Origin of the sequence: Sporomusa sp., from assembly GCF_035561155.1 — a bacterium.
Lineage (GTDB): Bacteria > Bacillota > Negativicutes > Sporomusales > Sporomusaceae > Sporomusa.
The window spans coordinates 1-22,100 of record NZ_DATMYD010000096.1 but is presented as its reverse complement, the minus strand read 5'-3'; the positions used below and the strand labels follow the sequence as shown (position 1 = coordinate 22,100).

24 protein-coding genes are annotated in these 22,100 nt (G+C 42.1%); 12 read left to right on the top strand and 12 right to left on the bottom strand.

The features are described from left to right. Nucleotides 1-236: 236 nt before the first annotated feature. Nucleotides 237-1,139 carry a chemotaxis protein gene (locus VN447_RS13135; RefSeq protein WP_325525800.1) on the top strand — a complete coding sequence of 301 codons (903 nt, stop codon included), beginning with the start codon at nucleotides 237-239 and terminating at the stop codon, nucleotides 1,137-1,139. Nucleotides 1,140-1,188: 49 nt separating this feature from the next. On the opposite strand, the gene VN447_RS13130 is transcribed toward VN447_RS13135, so the two are convergent. Next, nucleotides 1,189-1,956 carry a sulfite exporter TauE/SafE family protein gene (locus tag VN447_RS13130; protein WP_325525799.1) on the bottom strand — a complete coding sequence of 256 codons (768 nt, stop codon included), beginning with the start codon at nucleotides 1,954-1,956 and terminating at the stop codon, nucleotides 1,189-1,191. 143 nt (nucleotides 1,957-2,099) lie between these two features. Here VN447_RS13130 and VN447_RS13125 point away from each other — a divergent pair, with 143 nt between their 5' ends. Further along, nucleotides 2,100-2,864: a hypothetical protein gene (locus tag VN447_RS13125; RefSeq protein ID WP_325525798.1), complete on the top strand. Its 765-nt coding sequence runs from the start codon at nucleotides 2,100-2,102 to the stop codon at nucleotides 2,862-2,864. A gap of 19 nt (nucleotides 2,865-2,883) precedes the next feature. Here the strand turns inward: VN447_RS13125 and jag are convergent, their stop codons facing one another. The 5 genes from jag to rpmH form a co-directional block, all read right to left on the bottom strand. Continuing rightward, a complete protein-coding gene (jag, locus tag VN447_RS13120) occupies nucleotides 2,884-3,519 on the bottom strand; it encodes an RNA-binding cell elongation regulator Jag/EloR (protein WP_325525797.1) in 636 nt (211 codons plus the stop codon). Nucleotides 3,520-3,522: 3 nt separating this feature from the next. Next, the gene (locus VN447_RS13115) at nucleotides 3,523-4,152 is read right to left on the bottom strand and encodes a YidC/Oxa1 family membrane protein insertase (RefSeq protein ID WP_325525857.1); all 630 of its coding nucleotides are present in this window, start codon (nucleotides 4,150-4,152) and stop codon (nucleotides 3,523-3,525) included. Between the two features lie 55 nt (nucleotides 4,153-4,207). After that, nucleotides 4,208-4,426, bottom strand: a complete 219-nt coding sequence (gene yidD / locus VN447_RS13110; RefSeq protein WP_325525796.1) for a membrane protein insertion efficiency factor YidD — start codon at nucleotides 4,424-4,426, stop codon at nucleotides 4,208-4,210. Next, nucleotides 4,423-4,785 carry a ribonuclease P protein component gene (gene rnpA, locus VN447_RS13105; protein WP_325525795.1) on the bottom strand — a complete coding sequence of 121 codons (363 nt, stop codon included), beginning with the start codon at nucleotides 4,783-4,785 and terminating at the stop codon, nucleotides 4,423-4,425. The genes yidD and rnpA overlap by 4 nt, the downstream gene beginning before the upstream one ends. A 108-nt stretch (nucleotides 4,786-4,893) precedes the next feature. Next, nucleotides 4,894-5,028, bottom strand: coding sequence for a 50S ribosomal protein L34 (rpmH, locus tag VN447_RS13100; RefSeq protein WP_325525794.1), 135 nt, complete (start codon nucleotides 5,026-5,028; stop codon nucleotides 4,894-4,896). A 508-nt stretch (nucleotides 5,029-5,536) separates the two neighbouring features. Here rpmH and dnaA point away from each other — a divergent pair. The 7 genes from dnaA to gyrB all read left to right on the top strand — a co-directional run bounded on the left by dnaA (nucleotide 5,537) and on the right by gyrB (nucleotide 12,925). Then, nucleotides 5,537-7,126, top strand: coding sequence for a chromosomal replication initiator protein DnaA (gene dnaA, locus VN447_RS13095; protein WP_325525793.1), 1,590 nt, complete (start codon nucleotides 5,537-5,539; stop codon nucleotides 7,124-7,126). Nucleotides 7,127-7,409: 283 nt separating this feature from the next. After that, on the top strand, nucleotides 7,410-8,543 hold the full coding sequence (gene dnaN, locus VN447_RS13090) for a DNA polymerase III subunit beta (protein WP_325525792.1): 1,134 nt from the start codon (nucleotides 7,410-7,412) through the stop codon (nucleotides 8,541-8,543). A 35-nt stretch (nucleotides 8,544-8,578) separates the two neighbouring features. After that, nucleotides 8,579-8,800 carry an RNA-binding S4 domain-containing protein gene (locus VN447_RS13085; protein WP_325525791.1) on the top strand — a complete coding sequence of 74 codons (222 nt, stop codon included), beginning with the start codon at nucleotides 8,579-8,581 and terminating at the stop codon, nucleotides 8,798-8,800. Then, nucleotides 8,797-9,894, top strand: a complete 1,098-nt coding sequence (gene recF / locus VN447_RS13080; RefSeq protein ID WP_325525790.1) for a DNA replication/repair protein RecF — start codon at nucleotides 8,797-8,799, stop codon at nucleotides 9,892-9,894. Before VN447_RS13085 ends, recF begins: the two co-directional genes overlap by 4 nt. Nucleotides 9,895-9,898: 4 nt before the next feature. Further along, nucleotides 9,899-10,765, top strand: coding sequence for a DUF721 domain-containing protein (locus VN447_RS13075; protein ID WP_325525789.1), 867 nt, complete (start codon nucleotides 9,899-9,901; stop codon nucleotides 10,763-10,765). Further along, nucleotides 10,743-11,006: an extracellular matrix regulator RemB gene (gene remB, locus VN447_RS13070; protein WP_325525788.1), complete on the top strand. Its 264-nt coding sequence runs from the start codon at nucleotides 10,743-10,745 to the stop codon at nucleotides 11,004-11,006. Before VN447_RS13075 ends, remB begins: the two co-directional genes overlap by 23 nt. 5 nt (nucleotides 11,007-11,011) lie before the next feature. Then, nucleotides 11,012-12,925 (top strand): DNA topoisomerase (ATP-hydrolyzing) subunit B, encoded by a 1,914-nt coding sequence (gyrB, locus tag VN447_RS13065; protein WP_325525787.1) that lies wholly within the window; start codon nucleotides 11,012-11,014, stop codon nucleotides 12,923-12,925. Between the two features lie 285 nt (nucleotides 12,926-13,210). On the opposite strand, the gene VN447_RS13060 is transcribed toward gyrB, so the two are convergent. Beyond that, nucleotides 13,211-13,537, bottom strand: a complete 327-nt coding sequence (locus tag VN447_RS13060) for a YnfA family protein (RefSeq protein ID WP_325525786.1) — start codon at nucleotides 13,535-13,537, stop codon at nucleotides 13,211-13,213. A 283-nt stretch (nucleotides 13,538-13,820) separates the two neighbouring features. Here VN447_RS13060 and VN447_RS13055 point away from each other — a divergent pair, with 283 nt between their 5' ends. Together VN447_RS13055 and VN447_RS13050 are read left to right on the top strand one after the other, a co-directional pair. Then, a complete protein-coding gene (locus tag VN447_RS13055; protein ID WP_325525785.1) occupies nucleotides 13,821-14,411 on the top strand; it encodes a CBO0543 family protein in 591 nt (196 codons plus the stop codon). A gap of 108 nt (nucleotides 14,412-14,519) precedes the next feature. After that, complete coding sequence (locus VN447_RS13050; protein ID WP_325525784.1) at nucleotides 14,520-14,807, top strand: hypothetical protein; 288 nt, start codon at nucleotides 14,520-14,522, stop codon at nucleotides 14,805-14,807. Between the two features lie 474 nt (nucleotides 14,808-15,281). Here VN447_RS13050 and VN447_RS13045 read toward each other — a convergent pair whose 3' ends face one another. Further along, nucleotides 15,282-16,361, bottom strand: coding sequence for an FUSC family protein (locus tag VN447_RS13045; protein WP_325525783.1), 1,080 nt, complete (start codon nucleotides 16,359-16,361; stop codon nucleotides 15,282-15,284). A 420-nt stretch (nucleotides 16,362-16,781) separates the two neighbouring features. On the opposite strand from VN447_RS13045, the gene VN447_RS13040 reads away from it, so the two are divergent. Continuing rightward, complete coding sequence (locus VN447_RS13040; protein ID WP_325525782.1) at nucleotides 16,782-17,777, top strand: beta-ketoacyl-ACP synthase III; 996 nt, start codon at nucleotides 16,782-16,784, stop codon at nucleotides 17,775-17,777. A 104-nt stretch (nucleotides 17,778-17,881) separates the two neighbouring features. Here the strand turns inward: VN447_RS13040 and VN447_RS13035 are convergent, their stop codons facing one another. From VN447_RS13035 to VN447_RS13020, 4 genes are read right to left on the bottom strand one after another with little or no spacing between them, the layout of a single operon-like run. Further along, nucleotides 17,882-19,024 carry an ABC transporter permease gene (locus tag VN447_RS13035; protein WP_325525781.1) on the bottom strand — a complete coding sequence of 381 codons (1,143 nt, stop codon included), beginning with the start codon at nucleotides 19,022-19,024 and terminating at the stop codon, nucleotides 17,882-17,884. Further along, nucleotides 19,021-20,175, bottom strand: a complete 1,155-nt coding sequence (locus VN447_RS13030) for an ABC transporter permease (RefSeq protein ID WP_325525780.1) — start codon at nucleotides 20,173-20,175, stop codon at nucleotides 19,021-19,023. Before VN447_RS13030 ends, VN447_RS13035 begins: the two co-directional genes overlap by 4 nt. Continuing rightward, a complete protein-coding gene (locus tag VN447_RS13025) occupies nucleotides 20,175-21,197 on the bottom strand; it encodes an HlyD family secretion protein (protein WP_325525779.1) in 1,023 nt (340 codons plus the stop codon). The genes VN447_RS13030 and VN447_RS13025 overlap by 1 nt, the downstream gene beginning before the upstream one ends. Before the next feature lie 35 nt (nucleotides 21,198-21,232). Continuing rightward, nucleotides 21,233-21,811, bottom strand: coding sequence for a TetR/AcrR family transcriptional regulator (locus tag VN447_RS13020; RefSeq protein ID WP_325525778.1), 579 nt, complete (start codon nucleotides 21,809-21,811; stop codon nucleotides 21,233-21,235). Between the last annotated feature and the right edge of the window lie 289 nt (nucleotides 21,812-22,100).

The window sequence follows — 22,100 nt, the reverse complement described above, 5'->3', positions numbered from 1 at the left end:
TTAAACACTGATTCGTATATAAATTAATACTGTAAATGTATTATTATTCCCTATACTTTCCAATGTTCCTGCAAGCACGCATAATTAATATAGTATTCTCTGAGCAGATCAAAAATACACATAAAATTATTATTATGGATAAGCTGCTAGCAGGTAAAACATCCCTAACATAGAAATAGTAGTTATCTGTAATTGTCTGTTTTTGTCCGTTATTGAAAGAGAAAGAAGGGATGGCAATGTCTGATAAAAAGGGTATTTTACTGGAAACTGGCACTAACGAATTTGAGATAGTTGAATTTTCAATTGGCCCGGTCAGCTATGGCATTAATGTGGCGAAAGTAAGGGAAGTCATTAACCCCATACCTGTCACCAAAATGCCTAACGTCCATCCGTGGGTCGATGGTATCTTTACCCTGCGCGGACGGGTTATGCCTCTGATCAATCTCCCGCGCTGCCTGGGCAGTCAATCGACAACAACTGCGCCCAAGATTATTGTAAGCGAGCTTAACAACTACTATGTTGCTTTCCTTGTTGACGAAGTGTCCCGGATTCACCGAATTTCCTGGACAGCCATGGAACCGCCGCCCCACATCGCAAACTCGGATATGGTTGTCGGCATTATAAAAATGACTGACAAGATGGTCGTCCTGCTTGATTTCGAAAAGATTGTGGCTGATATCAATCCTGAAATGAACCAGAAATTTAATGAGGTTACGGAAAAACCATCCGATATAATCGATATCCGCAAGAGTAAGACTATTTTGGTAGCTGAAGATTCCAAGATGCTCCGCGATTTATTATTAGGCACCCTGCACAAAGCCGGCTATGCCAATGTTATCCTTACAGAGAACGGTCAGGATGCCTGGCAAAAAATTGAGCAATTAGCCGCTGGCGGTGAACCGATTGAGAGCAAAATCCAGCTTGTGATAACTGATATTGAAATGCCACAAATGGATGGTCATCATCTCACAAAACGCATCAAAGAGAACGATAAGTTAAAACATTTACCAGTTGTCATCTTTTCTTCGCTCATCAATGAGGAAATGCGTCTTAAAGGCCAATCCATCGGTGCAAACGGACAAGTCTCAAAACCTGAGATCACCCAGCTAATTGAACTTGTTGACAAATTTATTCTATAAAAAAACGACTACCCTCTGCCGGGGGTAGCCGTCTTTTTTTGACCAGCAATTATTTCATCATCAAATCCCATAATTGCTTGCCAATTAATAGGCTAGTCATACCGATAAATAACGGACGCACATAGGCGGTTCCGCTCTTAATGGCCACGCGCGAGCCCGCAATTGCCCCGGCAATCATCGCGCCCCCCATGATAAGACCATACTGAAAGTTCACTGAATCAAGATAAATAAACGTAATCACGGCTGCAATATTACTGGCAAAATTCATCACTTTCGCATTACCTGCTGCTACAACAAAATCAAAGCCCAGCATCAAAAATGAAAAAATAAAAAATGAACCTGCCCCAGGACCAAAGAAGCCATCATAAAAACCTATGCTAAACACAGCCAGCGCTATTAGTGACTTAGTTTTAGGGGTTAGTCCCTGAAAAGTTGACTCTGAGCCCCAGTCTTTTTTAAAAACAGTATAAATAGCCACAACCACTAATAGCACAATAACAAGCGGCTTTAGAAACTCCGGTGGAATATGGCGAACAGTGTATGCCCCCAGGACTGAACCGCCAAATGACAACGGAAACAGCCAAGTCACCAGCTGGCAGTCAACTTTCCCTGATCGCAAAAATGAAATTGTACTTGTCATTGAGCACAGCGAACTAGCCAATTTATTCGTACCCAGCACCACACTAGGAGGTAAACCGGTAAACATAAGTGCAGGCAAAGAGATCAACCCGCCACCACCTACTACCGAGTCAATAAATGAGGCAATAAATCCGGCTGTAAGTAAAAATAGAATGACTTCAGGACTAATGGAATCCAAAATAACATCTCCTATTGTGTTAAACATGCGACGATATTATCATAAACCTTACACTATTTAGAAATCAAGGATTTTTTCACTTTTCTCTTATTGTCAATAATTTACCAGCAGTGTACAATATTTAGTGAAGGTGAGGTGCCTGTATGGTCTATGAACACAAATATTATAGCATTATCCTAAAAGGATGCCCCCGCCGGGAAAGCTTGCGGCGGCGTCTGGAAACCGTATTATTACGTGGAAGACTAGCCATAAAAATGGCTATTGACCAGATGCCGTCTGTTATTATATATAAGGGTAAAGTTAACAATATTCTTGATATCCTTCAGGCATTTACAACCGAGAAAGCAACAATAACAATTGTCACTGACGGCATACCTCCCTCGCTTCCTTTAGATAAAATTTATCCTCATTATTCGAACTTAAGCCCTAAATTACAATTACTATTAGCTGATGTCCCCAGTAATCTCTGGTTAGGCGAAACAATATCTACCATTGTTCCGGCAAATTTTTTAGACGAAGACGGCGCATTAGTTATTTCCAGCCACGCCATATATTTTATTGACAAGCCAGAAGACGATAAAAACTGCCGCTGGCTTATCATTCCCTACACCCAAATGACCAACTCCCCTGCCGCTCCCCAGGAAAACAGCCTGTCCATAAACTACTTTGATCCGGACGGCTGTCAAACCAAAATCTTCACAATGCCGGCAGAATCCGTATTGATAAGTGAAACTGCCATACATAAAGCCAAAGCAGCAAAACGGTACTTAATAAAACTAAAGACAACATGTAATGGCTGCGGTTACATATCAGAGGATTTTTCTGATAGCGCACCTCACGAAGACCTTTGCCTCTGTGGCCAACCATATGAGCGCACAATCATAGCAAACGCAAAGCCGGGGAGTTAATCCCCGGCTTTGCGTTTTTTTATTTCTTTAAAGCAATAACTACTTTGCGATAAGGCTCATCGCCTTCACTGTATGTCATAATTCGATTGTCACCTTGGAGCGCCATATGAATGATCTTACGCTCCTGGGGACTCATGGGTTCAAGGACCACCCGCTCTCCCCGGCGCTTAACCTTGTCTGCCAGTCTCATTGCCAAGCGCGAGAGCGTTTCTGCCCTGCGTTTGCGATAGTCTTCTACATCAAGAACAATGCGACTGCGCTCATCAGCATCACGATTAGCGGCAAGATTGGTAAGGTATTGCAAAGCATCAAGTGTTTGACCATGTTTTCCGATAAGTATGCCTAAATCTTCGCCCCGTAAATTAATGACCACATGATCTTCATGTGTCATTTTTTCCATAACCACATTAACTTTCATAGAACTAAATACTGAGTTTAAGAACTGTTTTGCGACTTCTACCGGATCAATGGGCCGAATAGCCACTCTTACTTTGGCAAGCTTAGAACCGATAAACCCAAACAATCCTTTGCTGGGTACTTCCAGTACCTCATGGTCAACCCGGTCGCGGCTTACCCCTAGCTCGGCCAGTGCCAATTCAATGGCTTCCTCAATTGTTTTACCAGTCTTTTCCGTAACTGTAAGCTTACCATTCATAAGTTAGCGTGCCTCCTCGCGAGTAACCGACGCATTATTACGATACATAAACCACTGCTGAGCAATCTGGAAGGTATTGCTCACTACCCAGTACAATACTAAACCGCCTGGGAAAGTTAAGCTAATATAACCAATAAATAGAGGCATAAATATCAGCATCATCTTGTTTTGCTGAGTCATCTCTGTAGTTGTCTGCTTTTGCTGAATATATGTAGTGAGTGCCGACAATACAGGTAATATATAGGTAGGATCAGGCTGAGCCAAATCTGGCAGCCATAAGAAACTTGGCGGCAGCTGGGCATATTGATAATCACGAATTGCAAAAAATATGGAGATTAAAAACGGCATCTGAACTAACAGCGGCAAACAACCTGCCAAAGGATTTACCCCAGCCTCTTTATATAAGTTGGCCAGCTCTTTATTAAGCTTTTCCGGGTTTCCTTTATATTTTTCCTGCAATTCCTTCATTTTGGGTTGAATGTCCTGCATCGCTTTCATTGACTTTACCTGTTTGACAGTCAGCGGATACATCAGCGCTTTAATGGCGATGGTTAGAAGTATAATAGCTATACCATAATTGGCAAAGCCTATACTGGCTGTCATATTATAAAAGAAAGTCAATGCACTCTGCATAATATTGCTTAAAAAATCCAAAAAATTTCCCTCCTGCAAATAATAGGCTGTTTATTTAAACAGGATCATACCCGCCAGGGTTAAAAGGATGACAGCGCAAAATACGCCGGATAGCCATCACCAAACCGCGGGTAACCCCATACCTTTCGATAGCTGTAAGCGCATACTCAGAGCATGTAGGCACAAACCGGCAGCTAGGCGGTTTTAGCGGCGAAATAAACAGCCGATAAAACTTAATAGCGCCGACAATAAAGAGTGTAATTATTTTCTTCATGATTTGTCCGCCATTATTTTGGCTTTGGAACATAGCTCCAGAAAAGCCTTGGTCACTTGAGCCAGTCCCGCTTTAACTAACGGCTGACGGCCAACAAGTACTAAATCGACACCATTGATAATCTCGCTCTGATGGAATCGATATGCTTCCCTTAGCAAGCGCTTCAGACGGTTGCGCACAACAGCTGAACCTAGCCGCTTGCCAGCGGCAAAACCAACACGGCGTTTAGCAGAACGATTAGGCAATACATATAGTACCAAATTTTTGTTGGCATATGACTTGCCTGACCGATATACTGCCTGGAAACTCTTATTTTTACAAAGCCTGCCACATTTAGACAGGGTAAACCTTTTGACCATCGTAATCATCCGGTTTCTTTAATTATTTTTTGGGGATGCCTATAATGAAGATATATCTTTACAAGCATCCCCATCTGATGGAAAAAATAGGCCACGAAAGCGGCCTACTTATGCTGACAATTTTTTTCTGCCTCTGGCGCGTCTTCTTTTAAGCACGATTCGGCCACCTTGTGACGACATACGCTCACGGAAACCATGGGTTCTTTTCTTCCATAACGTATTAGGTTGATAAGTACGTTTCATCTCTAAACACCTCCTTATATAAAGCGGAGAAAAAAATACGCTGAAATCCACAAAATTTCACTAGCTTACATTATAGACTAGCGCAAGGTTGCATGTCAAGAATATTGACGGCGACAAATTAGATGCTCTGTGGATAAAATTCACCGTTTTTAGTCACAGATGAAAATATCTTGTTGATAACTGTCACATGATTTGTTAATATAAATTATGCAGTTATCAACAACCTCTTGGGATAACATTGATTTATATACATTTTTTATGACTTATCCACAAAAAACCATACTTATTCACAGACTTGTCCACAAAGGTTTATAACTTGATAATACACGGTTGCGGGATTATTATGTCCCGCCGTTGTATTTTTTTTTCGCCCTAAACGCTGTCTGAATAAAACTTATACACAGTTGTTGATATCTTTGTGGATAACTTATGTTAATTGTCAGCACATTTTGTGGAAAACATAGTAGGGAAAGGACTGATAGCTGAAATGAGCGCGGATACCGCTTATATGGCAACCATTTGGCAACAGGCCCTGGTACATATGAAAAAAGCGTTTATCAAACCGCTTTTTGAAACATGGATCAAATCGACAATGCCACTATCAATTAACGATAATGTTATTGAGATTGGCACTCCCAAACAATTTGTCAAGGAGTGGCTTGAAAGCCGCTACGTGCCTGTTATTAAGGCTGCCTTAAAAGCTGCCGCTAATAAAGATTTTGAAGTTGTCCTAATTAATATGGACATCGAAATGGAGGGCGTCGAAGAAAGTCCCTTGCTTGCAGCAGAAGTGGCTGTCGAGGATGACGTGAGCTTGGAGGCTACTATTACGCCTGATACTCCTGATAAATACAAGCCGTCTACTGAACAAACTCCTGCTCCTCATGGAACTGAAACTGATATTAATCACGGTGATTTTCTGAAATACCTTGACGATATCAGCGATATACCCGAAGCGGCAGCAACACTTTCACCGGCACCGGTAGTACCGCCGGTTACCTCTCCCCAACCCAATATCCAACAGGAAAAACGGCCTTCCAGAAACCAGCAGCTTTATAATTTACCACCTGCAGATGAATTTATCTTGAATCCAAAATATGTGTTTTCCACATTTGTTATCGGTAATTCTAACAGGTTAGCCCATGCCGCCTCATTAGCCGTCTCAGAAGCACCTGCTCAAGTTTATAACCCATTCTTTATTTATGGCGGCGTAGGACTTGGTAAAACACATCTCATGCATGCGATTGGTCACCGCATTAAAGAAAACAACCCCAACATGAAGGTTGTCTATATATCAAGCGAAAAATTCACCAACGAACTTATTAACTCAATTATCAGCGGCAACCCGGAAAGCTTTCGTCAACGGTATCGTAACATTGATGTTCTCCTGGTTGACGACATTCAGTTTTTATCCAAAAAAGAACATACTCAGGAAGAATTCTTCCACACCTTCAATAGTTTGCATGAGGCAAATAAACAGATCATTATCTCCAGTGACCGGCCGCCGCGGGAAATTCAAACCCTTGAAGACCGGCTGCGTTCTCGCTTTGAATGGGGACTGATCACAGATATTCAGACCCCTGACTTAGAGACAAGGATTGCCGTACTACGCAAAAAAGCTATGATGGAAAGCCTTAATGTTCCTAACGAAGTAGTCGTCTATATTGCCAGCCGAATCGAAAACAATATCCGTGAGCTTGAAGGGGCACTGATCAGGGTCATTGCCTATGCTTCGCTCAATAATCAGCCGATTGATATAGATTTGGCCACCGAAGCCCTCAAAGATATTTTTCCTAATGGCCGTCCAAAACAGGTCACCACAGACCTTATTCAGGATATTGTGGCAAGCCACTTTAAACTTAAACTAGAAGATATGTCTGCCAAGAAACGTACCCGTAATGTGGCTTATCCCCGGCAAATCGCCATGTATCTATGCCGCGAATTAACCGAAACATCATTACCTAAGATCGGTGAAATATTTGGCGGTCGCGATCATACAACCGTCATACACGCTCATGATAAAATCAGCCGCGAAAAAAATATGGATGCTAAGCTCAATAATACACTCAAGGATTTGATTAAGCGTATTGAATCATAAGTGTATAAACCTGTGTATAACCACAAGTTTAAGATGTACACAAGATGTTAATAACTTTATACAGAGATTTTAGTGTGAATATGTTGATAACCCCTATAACACTTATCGACATATTATAAACACTAAAACTTCATATACCATCAGCGATCGACATATTTATCAACATATCAACAGCACCTACTACTATTACGGCTATTCTATTACTATATGTATTAAATAATAATAATATTACAGCCTTTTTAAAAATTTTTACTGTATCCGATAAATGCAAGGAGGCTTTCCTATGAAAATTACCTGTGCCAAAGACCAGCTGAATCATGCAGTACAAACAGTTCAAAAAGCAGTAGCTGCCAAAGCAACGCTTCCCATCCTGTCAGGCATATATATATCAGCGCAAAATAATAAGCTAGAACTGCAAGCAACTGATTATGAGATTGGTATCAGCTGTGCTATTGACGCCCAAATAGATATTCCGGGGCAAATTGTGTTATCAGGTCGCTATTTTCAAGAACTGGTAAAGAGACTACCAGGCGATTCGGTTGAAATTGCCTCATCTACCGAAGACCGTACAATAAAGATTACAGCAGGTACCTCGCAATTTAATCTTTTGAGTCTGCCTGCAGAAGAGTTTCCTATTTTAAAACCATTATTCGATAAATCAAATAATGAAAATACTTTAGTCATTAAAGATAACCTCCTGCGCGATTTGATTAAAAGAACAGTATTTGCCTGCGCTACCGAAGAAAGCAGACCCATTTTTACGGGTGCATTATTAGAATCAACTGAGACTGATGTGCGAATGATTGCGACTAATACCCACCGGCTGGCATTAAAAAAGAGTATTCTGGAAACAACTAATAGTAGTAGTAACAATCCTTTAAAAATAGTTATCCCTTCCAAAGTTCTTAATGAATTAGCCCGTTTATTATCATCAGAACTCCCTGTAGATGTTAATATATGCTGGGAAAAAAACAGGGTAGCTTTTCGCTTTGAGGATGTCTATTTAGAGTCAAGAATTATTGAGGGACAATACCCTGACTATAACCGCGTAATACCACCACAGTTTGGTACAGTCGCATCTATCAATACAGCACTATTTATGGATGCTGTTGAACGCGTTTCGCTTATGGCAAAAGACGGCGAATATAATGTCATCAAGTTCCAATTTAACCAGGATGAAGTCATTATCACATCGAATAATCCTGATATTGGTAAGGCCTACGAAACAGTGCCTGTTACTACTGAAGGTACAGAAATAACAATTGCTTTTAATGCAAAATATGTAACCGATATTCTTAAAAATATTGGTTCTACCGAATTGCATTTTTCGTTAAATACTCCGCTTAGTCCAGCAAGCATTAAGCCAGTCAATGATGATAACTATACCTATATCATTACTCCGGTACGCACAAGTTAATTGCATAAAGATTGCTTTTGTATGGAGGAAAATTCATGGAAGAAATCGAAATACACACCCCGGAAATTAATATGGATCAACTGCTGAAATGGATGGGGATTATCGATAATGGCGCTCATATTAAGATTTTCATCGAAGACCAGATGATTAAACTTAACGGGGCTATTGTTACCGAACGCCGCAAGAAAGTTCGTCCTGGTGACGTAATTGATATTAAAGGTATTGGCAGTTGGAGAGTTGTTACAGGTGAGGTATGAGAGTAAATAGGCTTATCTTGCGTAATTTCCGTAATTATATAAATATAAAGATTGACTTTACGGCTAATGTTAATATCTTTGTTGGCCAAAACGCTCAAGGTAAAACTAATCTCTTAGAGGCTTTATATTTTTCAGCGATGGGGCGCTCTCATCGCACTAACACTGACCAGGAATTAATCCGATGGGAACAGTCTGCAGCCAGTGTTGAAGTTATTTTTCACCGGCAGGATATGGAAAACTCTTTAAAAATAAAGCTTATAACCAGCCAAAATAAGGAGATACTGTATAATGGTCATCCTCTGCCGGCACGGGAAATTGTAGGTTCATTGAACGCCATACTTTTTTCGCCAGAAGACTTACTGCTAATAAAAGGAGCGCCGGCTTTACGTCGGCGCTTTTTGGATAATGAGATATCTCAGGCTAACCCAACGTACTACCGGCAGCTTCTAAACTACAACCGGATGCTGGGTCAGCGTAACAACCTGCTTAAGAAAATTCGCGAAGGCAAGGCCAGTAGCGATTTATTATTTCCCTGGGACGAGCAGCTAGCCGGAGCATCTGCGACTATTACCCAAAAGCGCCTTGAATCAGTAAAAAAGCTGACAATGCTGGCTAATCTTCATCATCGCAAAATTACCGGCAGCCGTGAGAATTTGACTGTGTCCTATTTTTTGAATGGATCAAACCAGGATAAAATTGAGGATTTAAGCGGGTGGTATCATGAACAGCTAAACCGCCAGCGTAAACAAGATATTATGAGTGGGAGTACTGGGATTGGTCCACACCGTGATGATTTGATTTTTTCAGTAAATGGCAAAAATATGCGTAATTTTGGCTCTCAGGGTCAGCAGCGCACTGGTGTATTGGCCTTAAAACTGGCAGAATTAGAGTTTATTAAGTCAGAAACCGGAGAATATCCTATTTTACTGTTAGATGATGTTATGAGTGAGCTTGACGCCGGACGCCGTTCTGAGTTACTCTTATTTATTAGGGAACGTGTTCAGACATTTATCACCGCTGCTGATGAACAATACTTTTCTGAAGCCAAACTAGGGAAATTTTACCGGGTACAAAGCGGTACAGTAACGGAGTGATACGATGTTTAGGCTTAAGGATGTATTGCCAGTCACGCTAAAATCGATGGGGCTGACTAAAAAATATAATGCTCAATCTGTTATTATTCATTGGCAGGAGATTGTCGGCGATGAAATCTCCAGCCACTCCTGGCCGGTTTCAGTTGAGCGGGGTATCTTGTTTTTAGCTGTAAATAATCCTGTATGGAGTCACCATTTGATGATGCTCAAACCAGGGATTATGGATAAAATTAATAAATTTTTAAATGAAAAACTCATACATGATATTAGATTTCAAGCAGGAGATTTACGAAAATACCAGAATCATCAAGAAGATGGGGAAAATATTGCTATTTTACAGCCAACTAAGCTTAATGCTGATGAATTAGCTACTATTTGGGAAAAAACCGAAGCTATCCAGGAACCTAATCTGCGAAAAAAATGCTATTATATGTTAATAAAGCAGACAGCTATCACCAAAACAAAACAAAAAGAAGGCTGGCAGTCCTGTAAGCGCTGCAGCGTATTACTTCCTCCAGGGCAAGATTACTGCACAGCCTGCAGTATTGAACATAAACAGGATAAAATCCAGTCACTCACCAGGCTGCTGAAAGAGGCTCCCTGGCTTAGTTATCAAGATACTTGCCAGTTTGTCCCCTGCAGCCCGCGCGAATTTCACACGACGAAAAAAAGCTTAGTCCATAAGCTGATCCGTGGTCTGTTTGAACCAGACTGGGACAGGCTTAATGAAGCTGTATTAGTCATGTTAATGACAGGAATCACACCAGACAGGATAAACCAAGTCACGATTGATACTGTAATTGGCAAAATTAAAGTGCGACTTGCGGAAAAAGTCAGGAGGAAAAAATATGTTTCTGCACCTGGGCGCTGATACTGCTATTCCTTTACGCAATGTAATCGCTATTTTTGATTTAAAGATATCCGGTTCAGCAGCGACTGAACAATACATAAAAAAAGTTAAGTCTATGAATAAAGTTATTGATATATCCGATAACAGTGCAAAAAGTTTTATTATAACCGACCAAACTGTTTATCTGTCAGCTATATCATCGCAAACACTGAAAAAAAGAGCTGGCCATATACCGGTCGGAGATGAGGAATACGGGGGTTAGGCATTATGGCAGATATGAATGATACAACAGTAAACGGCAGTTATGGCGCCCAGCAAATTCAGGTTCTAGAAGGCTTGGAAGCTGTCCGCAAACGCCCTGGCATGTATATTGGCAGTACTTCGGCCAAGGGACTGCATCATTTGGTATACGAGGTAGTCGATAATAGTATTGACGAGGCGTTGGCTGGTTTTTGTACCAGGGTTGAAGTTAAAATACATAAAGACAATAGTATAACAGTCATTGACAATGGACGTGGTATCCCTGTAGATATGCACGAAACAGGCCGGCCAGCCGTTGAAGTGGTGCTTACAATCTTGCATGCTGGTGGTAAATTTGGTGGCGAAGGCTATAAAGTTTCCGGTGGTCTTCATGGTGTTGGCGTATCGGTAGTAAATGCGTTATCAGAATGGATGGAAGTAGAAGTAAAAAGAAACGGCAAGATCCACCTGATTCGTTTTGAACGCGGCAATACGATACAAAGCCTTAAAGTTATCGGTGAAACCGAGGTAACCGGCACTAAAGTTTCTTTTAAGCCTGATCCGGAGATTTTTGAAGAAATTGAATATAGCTTTGATACATTAAAAAATCGCTTGCGCGAATTGGCTTTTCTAAACAGGACGCTGACCATCACCCTTGAGGATGAGCGGAGTGAAGAAAAGAAAGAGTTTTACTATGAGGGTGGTATCACTTCTTTTGTTGAGCATTTAAATAAAAGTAGAGATGTCGTTCACAAGCCCATCTACTTAAACGGCTCTAAAGACACTACCCTTGCTGAGATTGCCATTCAGTACAATGATGGCTATGTTGAAAACATATTTTCCTTTGTTAACAATATTAATACACAAGAAGGCGGAACCCATTTAAGCGGTTTTAAAATTGCTTTAACCCGAACCATTAATGAGTATGCCCGTAAGTTTAACGCACTTAAAGAAAATGACGAAAATTTAAGTGGTGAAGATGTTCGCGAAGGACTTACAGCAATCATTAGTGTTAAAATTCAAGAGCCTCAATTTGAAGGCCAAACCAAGACAAAACTGGGCAACAGTGAAGTCAGAGGTGTTATTGACAGCATTGTCTCTGAAGGCCTTAATGAGTTCTTTGAGGAAAACCCTGCTATTACTAAGAAAATCATTGAAAAATCGGTTACAGCTTCGCGCGCACGGGAGGCTGCCCGTAAAGCGCGTGAATTAACCAGGCGTAAAAGTGCTCTTGAATCCAGCTCATTACCAGGAAAACTGGCTGATTGTTCAATAAAAGATCCTGATCAAACCGAGATATATCTTGTAGAAGGAGATAGCGCTGGTGGCTCGGCGAAACAAGGCCGTGATCGTCGCTTCCAGGCTATTCTGCCGCTGCGTGGTAAAATCCTTAATGTAGAAAAAGCACGGATGGATAAAATTCTTAACAATGAAGAAATCAGGGCCATGATTACTGCCTTTGGTAACGGGATTGGCGAAGAATTCGACATTGAAAAACGCCGCTATGGCAAAATCATTATTATGACAGATGCCGATGTTGACGGCTCGCATATACGTACGTTGTTGTTAACCTTCTTCTACCGGCACATGCAGCCGTTAATCCAAAGCGGTCATGTGTATATTGCCCAACCGCCGTTGTATCTTGTCAAAAAAGGCAGAGAGAGTTGGTATCTCTACAGTGATGCCGAGATGGATAATCTACTGAGCAAAATTGGGCGTGAGGGCATTAATGTTCAGCGTTACAAAGGCTTAGGTGAGATGAATCCTGAACAATTGTGGGAAACTACTATGAATCCCGAGACGAGAACAATCCTTCAAGTCGAACTTGAGGATGCTATGTCTGCTGATGAGATTTTTTCGATACTCATGGGCGATAAAGTAGAGCCAAGACGTAAGTTCATTGAGGATAATGCAAGTAAAGTTAGGAATTTGGATATATAAGCTTAAACTCCTTAAGAATTTGAGTTTTCCTAAAGGATAAAAAAAATTCACTGATTTGAAATTACAATTTCACTGAAATGAAATATTCTTTCAAAGAAGCACCAGTATTGGTATCGGGATTCATTTTGGAGTGAAATAAAATACCGCTGAGCCTTGTAAATCAAGGTTTAGCGGTATCTTTCTGTCTATATAGGTTTATTACTTTTATTAGAGCCTACGAAGGCAGAAGGAATTGTTGAGGCGCAAAAAACATCGTAAATTCTTATCCGGCAAATATATAACTTATCACCTAGGGTAGTACATTATAACCAGGACTCCAATTAGCGATATAACGCCGCCAATAATATCGAATTTATCGGGCATAACCTTGTCTACGCCCCATCCCCATATAATAGATAATGCTATGAATACCCCTCCATATGCGGCGTAAACTCGTCCAAAATTAGCGGGTTGTAGCGTCGGGATTACACCGTACAAGGTAAGTATAATTGCACCTAGAATCGCATAGGTAATCCCTTTACCCTCTCGCAGCCAAAGCCATATTAGGTATCCTCCGCCAATTTCAAATAGACCTGCAAGAATAAAATAACCCATTGATTTAAAAAACTCCATTATATCCTCCAGTAATTGAAAATTGTTTTCAATTAATTGTACCATAAATGTTTTATTACATCCATTACGATGATCGCATTAGAGATACTGTGATAAAATAATCATTATCGACTTTTTTAAATAGATATCTGAATAACAAAAATGACGCCATAGCAGATATATGCTACAGTTGCTTGGTGTAAATGTTTTTTCGTATAAATGTATTGCTTCTGCTTCTCTTGGGTAAAATAGCCAGCACGATGATTGGCATACCTTCGACGAAAGCAAGGAGTAGTTTGAATCTATGTTAGAGAAAGTCCGCACCTTTCCTACATCTCCCTCAGATGAGCAAATCGCTTATGCCTTGAAGCATTTGACTTACGCTCGAATAGACAATTGGCTCGACACCGACTTCAACACGTTTAACTGGTGGTTACAAATCGCGCTGGCTGTTTTTTGTTTGGTTGTTTGGTGGAGACTGGTAGATAAAAAGCGGTTGCTAGAACTGACCTTTTACGGATTTACCATCATGACAGTCAGTATTTGGCTCGACCAGGTAGGCTATGAACTCGGGCTGTGGTACTACCCGGTGGACCTGATACCCGTCTTTCCCCCTTCCACCGCCATAGATTATGTTATGCTGCCGGTCACATATGCCCTGATATATCAATACTGCCAGAACTGGAAGAGTTTCATCCCGGCTATCTGCCTGATGGCCGGTGTATTCAGCTTCGTCTTAGAACCACTGCTGGACAAGTTTGGCTTCTACGTTATCATAAAATGGAAGTTCTATTATGGTTTCCCCATATATATTGCCATAGGGCTAGTATTGAAAAGCGTGGTTGATAAGATGAAGGCCATCATAGCCTGCCACCAGGGGCAAGCTACAAAATAGCCATACAAAATGTGAACAGAGCTTTTTTATTTTATGGGTATCCGTATCCGAATTAATTCAATTACCCAGCCTAGGGCATCCTAAGGGCGATGGAAAGGAGTGGCTTCCATGGATATTATTGACATGATTCATCAATCTAGATTTGAACTGTGGGGTTACCAGCTCACAGAGTGGCGTATGAATCTTTTTACTATACGCTGGTGGTTCGTAATTACCATCATAGCTATCGCATATGCGATCTGGTGGAAGTATGTAGATAAGAGTCGGTTAACTCAAATACTCTTGTTTGGATCATTTATAGCGGTTTTCATGGCAATTATGGATGATGCTGGAGCTTCCGCTGCTTTTTGGGTTTACAGTGTAAAACCGTTACACTCGGCCACGCTTTGTTTTTGAACGATTTAACTATTGTGCCATTAGGATTTATGTTGGTCTACCAATACTGTCAGACATGGAAAAGATTCTTCCTCTGGACCGTTATAGCTGAAGTGGGTTACTCCTTTGTCCGTCTTCCTGTGCTGGTAAAATTGGATATTCTCCGGTTGTACAATTGGCAGTATCACTATACTTTCTTTATTATGCTGGTCGTCGTACCAGTAATGCGGGCTATCCTTCTCAAGGTTCTAGAAATAGAACAAAAGCATGAGTTCGGATATTCTAGCAATACCTCCTCGCTTAGAATGCAACCAGCAATGAAACCACTGGATAAAGAGAACGATAATCGGAAGGATTAAAGACGATTGACCCAGACAAGTTAATAATCATGCGAGCAGCTAAATTCCTCAAAAAAAAGGAAGCTGTACTTTAAAGTACGAGCTTCCCCTTTTCTACAAAAAAGCACAAAATTATCCGATGATCAAGGCTCACTTATCAGAGATTGTTGGCTGTGCTCTCATATAACAATTTTTTGCCTTGACGGGAGGCCCATTTAATTTCGTTTGCTGTTACGGCGACATCAAGTAAGGGGTGAAGATAATAGCTACCTGTTAGTTTTGACTGCCATTGCTCAATTGCCTGCGTCAGTTTCTCCCAGTAATCTTCACTGATCTCTTCAGTTTCTGCTGGTCTCCCGTCAATAATGACAGACCTTAGCTTACTGTTAACTCTGATTATGGTAGTACAGCCACTTGCCAGTATTTCCAAGATTATTTTAAATTCTGGTTTAATAGGAGGTAATCCTGATTGTAATCTGCGGTCAAATCTTGCAGGCAGGAGTTCATAGATTCGGTCAGCTTTTCCTATAAGGGATTGGTTATAGTCAATAAACTTTTCTGCAATGGCAAACCAATTTAGTTGTTCTGGTGCACCAGGATTTAATAAATCTCCTTCACGGCTCAGAAATTCTAAGAGTTTGCGCGATTCCTTATTTAGTTTATGAACTTTTTTCTTTTGCTCCAGATGTAGTGGCGGTTTACTATTGCCAAGTTCGACATAGTCCTGAATGGCCTGACAAAAGTAAAGGACAGCTTGTTTGTTACTTTCTTCCAGTTTTTCTTTGAATTGCTGCTGGTAGCGTGGGGGCCAAAGAATGATGTTAATGAGCATGGCTACACTCAGACCAATAAATATTACCGACGATCGGGTAAGTGCATGGGGGATAAATTGTTCGGCGCTGGAGCTCAGGACGAATAACGCTGCAATTATCCCCATTGTAATACTGCTCTGAAAGTTAAATCTAATATGCAATGATATGAGCAGGATGGTTATGAGACCCATGACAATAGGATTACCTCCGAACAGGTAGCCAAAAGCGAGGCCGGTGGTTACTCCTAAGATATGTACCAGAATTTGATCTTTTGCTGTTTTTACCGACAAGAAGATGGAGGGCTGCATATTAATAACAGCTGACACAGCACCAAAAAAAGCAGGCTCCAGGTTGAGCATTTTACAAATGAACATGGTAATTGTTACAGCAATACCTGTTTTAATAATGCGAGCACCGATTTTCATTTTATTTATCAACCCCTTTTTTTATTATTTTCAGTGAGAGATTGTAAGGGTTATTAGTTGCTTCAGGCAATATATGTAACTAAAACTATATAATATTTCATTATTGCTTGCAACAAATTCAGAAACTAAGAATTTTGTGGTTACTTGTAGCGAAATTAAAAGTCTATTTGAAGGAAAAGGCTTTTCACTAGTCGAACTACTTCAAGGAATATGAATTTCTTTTATGAGTATCGGGCAAAGATGCCGAAGTCCTGAAGAGGCAGTGAAAGCCGTAAAATCAGGAGAAAGGCAAAGGACTTTTTCAATATAGTTAGACATTAGGTAAGTATGGTATTTTATGTAACTTAATTGTGGTATAATAATGGCACTACTCATAAAGAGGATATGCTGTAAGGAAACATTAATGAGGAGGCCCGTTTAGTGAAAGAAAGATCCGTAGGAATTTTAGGGATAGGTTCATATGTTCCAGAAAAAATTATTACGAATTTCGATCTGGAAAAAACAATTGATACTACAGACAAATGGATTGTTGAACGTACTGGTATTCGCGAGAGACATGTTGTAGCAGAAGGGGAAGCAACCTCAGATTTGGCCACAAGAGCGGCTGAGCGGGCGCTGTTAGATGCAGGCATTAGCGCTGAGGAGATTGACCTGATCATTGTTGGGACAGTTACTCCAGATATGCAGTTTCCATCTGTTGCTTGCCTGGTACAGAACAATATTAAGGCTGTCAATGCTGCCGCTTTTGATCTCACGGCAGTATGTTCCGGTTTTGTCTACGGACTTGCTACTGGTAGCTCTTTTATCAAAGCAGGTACTTATAAAAAAGTCTTAGTAATTGGTGCAGAGTCTTTATCGAAAATTACGGACTGGTCAGATCGAAATACCGCAATCTTATTTGGCGATGGAGCAGGAGCTGCTATTTTAGGCGAGACAGATGCAGGATATGGAATTCTGGGTATTGATATGGGCGCAGACGGTAATGGGGGTGATCTCCTACGAGTGCCTGCAGGTGGCTCTCGGTTGCCTACCACAGAAGAAACAATCTCTCAAAGACTCCATTACACCCAAATGGATGGTAACGAGGTCTTTAAGTTTGCCGTTAAGGTAATGGGAGAAACAGTAAACAAAGCGCTTGAAAACGCAAAGCTTACTGCCAAAGATGTTACATATCTAGTGCCGCATCAGGCCAATATGAGAATTATCCAGTCGGCTGCTAAGCGATTGGGCCTGCCTATGGACAGAGTCGTCGTTAATGTCGACAAGTATGGTAATACATCGGCCGCATCGATCCCTATTGCTCTTGACGAAGGTATAAAAAGCGGTAGGATAAAGAACGGGGATGTAATTGCATTAGTGGGTTTTGGTGGAGGCTTGACTTGGGGAGCCACGATAATTAAATGGTCTAAACCCTAATTGAGGATACGAAGAATCCCGCTGGTTTTAATCAGCGGGATTTCTTATATTATCAGAAAGTATAACCCCTTTCTGATAATAAGTAAGAACGACTAAGGCTTCTCTTATGCCTGTGTGTTTTGCATTTTTCGGGAACAAATCACAGCCGATACTACAAACAGAACAGTACTAAGCCCTAGTAGGACACCTAGATTACGGTATAATAACGGGTCCTTACCTGCCAGCATAATTGTACGGACTGAATCGGCAAAATAGGTGAATGGAAAGAACAGTGCCAATCCCTGGCTAAAGGTATTCATGGCGGCAAGCGGCCAAATGTGGCCTGATAGGATAAAGGCAGGTATTGTGTAGCTCAGGGACAGCTGTGTATAGCTGACAAGGGTGCTGCAAAAGGCAGCGGCGACACTGGCCAGTAGTGTGGCTGTCAGAGAAAACGCGGCTGACAGAAAGAATAGATGGGCGATCGCACCCTTGACAGGCAGTCCAAATAGCACGCAGGCAGCCAGTAATGTAGTGGCAAAAGCCGCCAGACTGCACAGCCAGTATGGGGTAAGTTTGGCAGCCAGCAGTGGGATTGGCCGGAGCTTGGAGTACCGGCTGGCATTCTGATACATATCAACGATACCGGCGCCAACTGATAAGAAGATTCCCTGCTGAAAGGCAGCCAGTGCCAAACCGATGACAAAGTAATCCTGGTAGCTTAATGTGGCATTGTTTAATACTTGCAGTCTGACATCGACAGGCGCTGCTTTATTTTGGGCAAGGGCAGGGAGTTGACCAGATAATTCTACCAGACCCGCGCCTGTCTCTTTGCTAAAATAGGCAATAATCTCTTGGGCAGAGGTTAAGACAGTGTTGGCAATAAGAATATTTGTCCCGTTAGCCTCTACTAAAACCTGGGATGACAGCCCTGTTTTAATGTCTCGTGCAAACTTGACCGGAATAGTAACAGCTGCTTGAGCTGTTTTGCTTTGAAGGTAGCTTTGTGTTTCTTCCGGAGTAGTGGTATAGGCAATGATCTTGAAGCGCTCTGAGTCATCAAAGTACTGGATAAGCTTGCGGCTTAACTGGGTTTGATCCTGATCCTCGATAACGATGGGAATATATTTGACCACCTGGCTTTGGTATAGTGTGGCAAACAGCACCAGATAAATAAGTGATGCTCCAAAAAGAAAGGATGCCCGGCGGCGGCGGTCTGTAACGAAGATCTCTTTAAATTCGCTCAGCATGATTTCCCGCCAATTCATGCGCACACCCCCTTGTCAGACCTATGGCTGCGTTGATTGCGCCGTACAAGCGCCAGAGCAGAAACTAGGTTTACCGCCAGTCCGGCAGTAAACAGGATAAGCACATTGCGAGCGAGAACCGGAGACGACCCAGCCAGCATAATGTCCCGCATCGTGTCGGCAGCATAGGTTATCGGCAGAATAGCCGAAAAAGCGCGGCTGAAACCGTCCATAGCCAAGTGCGGCCAGCTATAGCCGCTGAATAAGAAGGCAGGCATAATATACAGCATCGGTGTCTGAATCGCATCAATGCTGTTTTTAGTAACGGCTGAAAACAAGCCGCCAATACTGACAACAACAAAAGTGAAGGCGCTGATCATCAGGAGAAGCTCAAGCATGCTGCCCTTGAAGGCAAGGGAGAAAAGGGGCACAGTAATGCTTGTATACAAAAGAAAAGATAATATAGAACACAGCCAGTAGGGTAGTAGTTTGCCTGCCAAAAGGACTGCTGGGGAGGTGCTTAGCTGTGATTGTGAAAGTTTTTCAGCAGATAATACTGTACATACTGCCATAATGATCGCAAGCTGCAGACCATTGGCGCTAATCCCGGCCATAATAAAGTTACTGTAGGACAAAGTGGGATTATTGGTTATCCTCAGGCTTAGACGGACTGGAACCGCTGTTTTTAAAGCTTCGGACGGCATTTGATTAAGAGATTCAATAAGTTTTTGGCCACTGCCGGCAGAGAAACTCTGTACGATTTCCTGGCATGTTCCCAAAACCGAGTTAGCAAACATAACATTGGTGGCGCTTGCGACCACGATGACCTCAGTGCCTTTTCCCAGCTTAATATCACGCGAAAAATCGGGCGGGATAACGATGGCTGCCAGCGCTCTGTTATCGTGCAGGGCCTCTTCCATAACCTCCTGGGATGATGCCTGAGTCACAATATTATAACGTTCGGAGTCGGCAAAAGCCTGCACCAGTGTACGGCTGGCGGTGGTTTGATCCTGATCAAGGATTACTGTTGGGATATTTTTTATTACATCAGCGCCATAGACAGCGCCAAACAGCAGGCTGTAGCAGAGGGGAAGGCCAAACAAAATAAGCGCGGTTTTAGGGCTGGTGAAGATATAACGCAGTTCATCCCTAAATAGAGTAATAAAACGCATTACTTTCCACCATTTAGGAGTTTAAACCGCATACCAGGGCGGATTTTTTCTGAGTTGACCTGGATCTTGACGTTAAAAGTAATGATGTCACTGTCACCGCGCTCGTTAGTAGCCCGATAGGTGGCAAACTCTGGTTTTTTGCTAATCTCAACAATAGTTCCCGGCAGTTTGAGCTTGGCATCACGGCCCTCCAGTTCAACTGGTTGTTGCAGTGAATATTTATCAAGTTCGGTTTCTTTTACCTTGATATTAACCCAGTTATTAACAGGGTCCTGAATGGCAACAAGCGGCATACCTGTGGAGACCATAGCTCCTTCTTCAACATATTTAGCAGTAACAATACCGGCAAAAGGGGCGCGGATTTCGGTTTCGTCTAGGTATACTTCCACCTCTTGCAAAGAAGCCTGGGCTTGGCTTACTTTACCCTTAACCGCAGCCTCATTATCGCGGCTCAACTGGGACTGTAGGAGGCCGGCCTCGGCAGCGGCAACAGCAGCCTGTGCTTGGGTATAAGAGGCCTGAGCAACCTGATATTTTGTACTGTAATTATCAAAGACTTGTTTAGAGACAGCCCCTGACTCCAGGAGGCCGTTGAACCGCTGGTAGTCATTTTCAGCCAGCGATAAATCGGCTTGCGCTTTGACCAGTTGGGCTTTGGCGTTATTGAGCGTCGCCTGGGCTGTTTGGTCTTGCAGGGAAGTTGCGGTAGCAGCCTGAGACAACTGAGCTTCAAGTGCTTCAATACCGGCTTTGGCCTGATTGGCTTTGGCGGCTAAGTCACGGTTGTCGATTTTAGCTAATAGCTGGCCTTTTTCAACCGTATCCCCGTCTTTTACCAGTAGGCTAATTACGCGGCCGGCAATTTTGGAGTTGACGTCCACCTCTTTGGCTTCAGCCCGGCCCCACACTTCCTGGACGGGATTAGTTTTAGCACAGCCTCCCAGCACGGCAGCTGATAATAGCGTAATCACAACACCGCTCATAATAAAAACAGTATAGCGATTGTTTATATGGCGTAACATAAGCTCCCTCCACGTATTAAGTAATGTAAAACAGTTTATAATTTAATGCCAAGCAAAAATGTTGACCAAATATGCGGCAGCGATTGTTTGTAGTCAAACCCCTGATAGCAAATAGCCCGCATCAGATAGCCATCTAACAGACAGAAAAAAGCATGGGCTACTTCCAGCGGCGGACAGGGACGAAAAATTTTTTGCTCGATTCCCTGGCTGATGATCGCCGCTAGCTGATTGATATATGGAGCGTTCATTTTTTTTAAGGACTGGAGAATTGATTCAGCCTCTTCCTGGGGCGGAAACATCCAGAGCCTGACCCAAAAGGCCATTTTTACCCTGTCACCCGCAAAATAACCGCTGACGATAGAAAATAGCGCCGACAGGCGTTGATCTGTAGGCAGGGATTCACTAGATATCAGGGCCTCCTCCCACAATGAACAGTAGCAAACTTTTTCATCTTCGGTTATGGCTGCGAATAATTCCATCTTACTGGCATAATGTGCGTATATAGAGGGCTTCTTAATACCGATTTCATTAGCGATATCGGCCAGCGAAGCGCCTTCATAGCCATTTTCAGCAAAATGCCTTAAGGCAATTTCTTTTAGTTTAATTGCTGTCAAAGTGTTCACCTCATTGTCAAACTACCTAACGTTAGTTAGTTTAACACGGCGAAGTTTAGCTGTCAAATGATATAAAGAAAACACGGCTTGCGCCGAGCCTTTGGCGTAAGCGGAAGCTGATGTTGCCCTTATCCAGGAAAAAGTTATGCTTTCTATCAGGGAGTCTGCTTAAAAAATGAATAAAAATGAGCTATTCCCGTTCATATGGCAGAGAAAATCGGCATAAAGTCTTTGTTTCAAACAAATGGTGGCATATTGCTCGTCCCAAAACCTACATTGTAGCTCTTAA

Coding starts and splice junctions, on each gene's coding strand:
- VN447_RS13135 (WP_325525800.1), top strand. CDS start 237: ATGTCTGATAAAAAGGGTATTTTACTGGAAACTGGCACTAACGAATTT.
- VN447_RS13125 (WP_325525798.1), top strand. CDS start 2,100: ATGGTCTATGAACACAAATATTATAGCATTATCCTAAAAGGATGCCCC.
- jag (WP_325525797.1), bottom strand. CDS start 3,519: ATGAATGGTAAGCTTACAGTTACGGAAAAGACTGGTAAAACAATTGAG.
- VN447_RS13115 (WP_325525857.1), bottom strand. CDS start 4,152: ATGCAGAGTGCATTGACTTTCTTTTATAATATGACAGCCAGTATAGGC.
- yidD (WP_325525796.1), bottom strand. CDS start 4,426: ATGAAGAAAATAATTACACTCTTTATTGTCGGCGCTATTAAGTTTTAT.
- rnpA (WP_325525795.1), bottom strand. CDS start 4,785: ATGGTCAAAAGGTTTACCCTGTCTAAATGTGGCAGGCTTTGTAAAAAT.
- rpmH (WP_325525794.1), bottom strand. CDS start 5,028: ATGAAACGTACTTATCAACCTAATACGTTATGGAAGAAAAGAACCCAT.
- dnaA (WP_325525793.1), top strand. CDS start 5,537: ATGGCAACCATTTGGCAACAGGCCCTGGTACATATGAAAAAAGCGTTT.
- dnaN (WP_325525792.1), top strand. CDS start 7,410: ATGAAAATTACCTGTGCCAAAGACCAGCTGAATCATGCAGTACAAACA.
- VN447_RS13085 (WP_325525791.1), top strand. CDS start 8,579: ATGGAAGAAATCGAAATACACACCCCGGAAATTAATATGGATCAACTG.
- recF (WP_325525790.1), top strand. CDS start 8,797: ATGAGAGTAAATAGGCTTATCTTGCGTAATTTCCGTAATTATATAAAT.
- VN447_RS13075 (WP_325525789.1), top strand. CDS start 9,899: ATGTTTAGGCTTAAGGATGTATTGCCAGTCACGCTAAAATCGATGGGG.
- remB (WP_325525788.1), top strand. CDS start 10,743: ATGTTTCTGCACCTGGGCGCTGATACTGCTATTCCTTTACGCAATGTA.
- gyrB (WP_325525787.1), top strand. CDS start 11,012: ATGGCAGATATGAATGATACAACAGTAAACGGCAGTTATGGCGCCCAG.
- VN447_RS13060 (WP_325525786.1), bottom strand. CDS start 13,537: ATGGAGTTTTTTAAATCAATGGGTTATTTTATTCTTGCAGGTCTATTT.
- VN447_RS13055 (WP_325525785.1), top strand. CDS start 13,821: ATGTTAGAGAAAGTCCGCACCTTTCCTACATCTCCCTCAGATGAGCAA.
- VN447_RS13050 (WP_325525784.1), top strand. CDS start 14,520: ATGGATATTATTGACATGATTCATCAATCTAGATTTGAACTGTGGGGT.
- VN447_RS13045 (WP_325525783.1), bottom strand. CDS start 16,361: ATGAAAATCGGTGCTCGCATTATTAAAACAGGTATTGCTGTAACAATT.
- VN447_RS13035 (WP_325525781.1), bottom strand. CDS start 19,024: ATGAATTGGCGGGAAATCATGCTGAGCGAATTTAAAGAGATCTTCGTT.
- VN447_RS13030 (WP_325525780.1), bottom strand. CDS start 20,175: ATGCGTTTTATTACTCTATTTAGGGATGAACTGCGTTATATCTTCACC.
- VN447_RS13025 (WP_325525779.1), bottom strand. CDS start 21,197: ATGTTACGCCATATAAACAATCGCTATACTGTTTTTATTATGAGCGGT.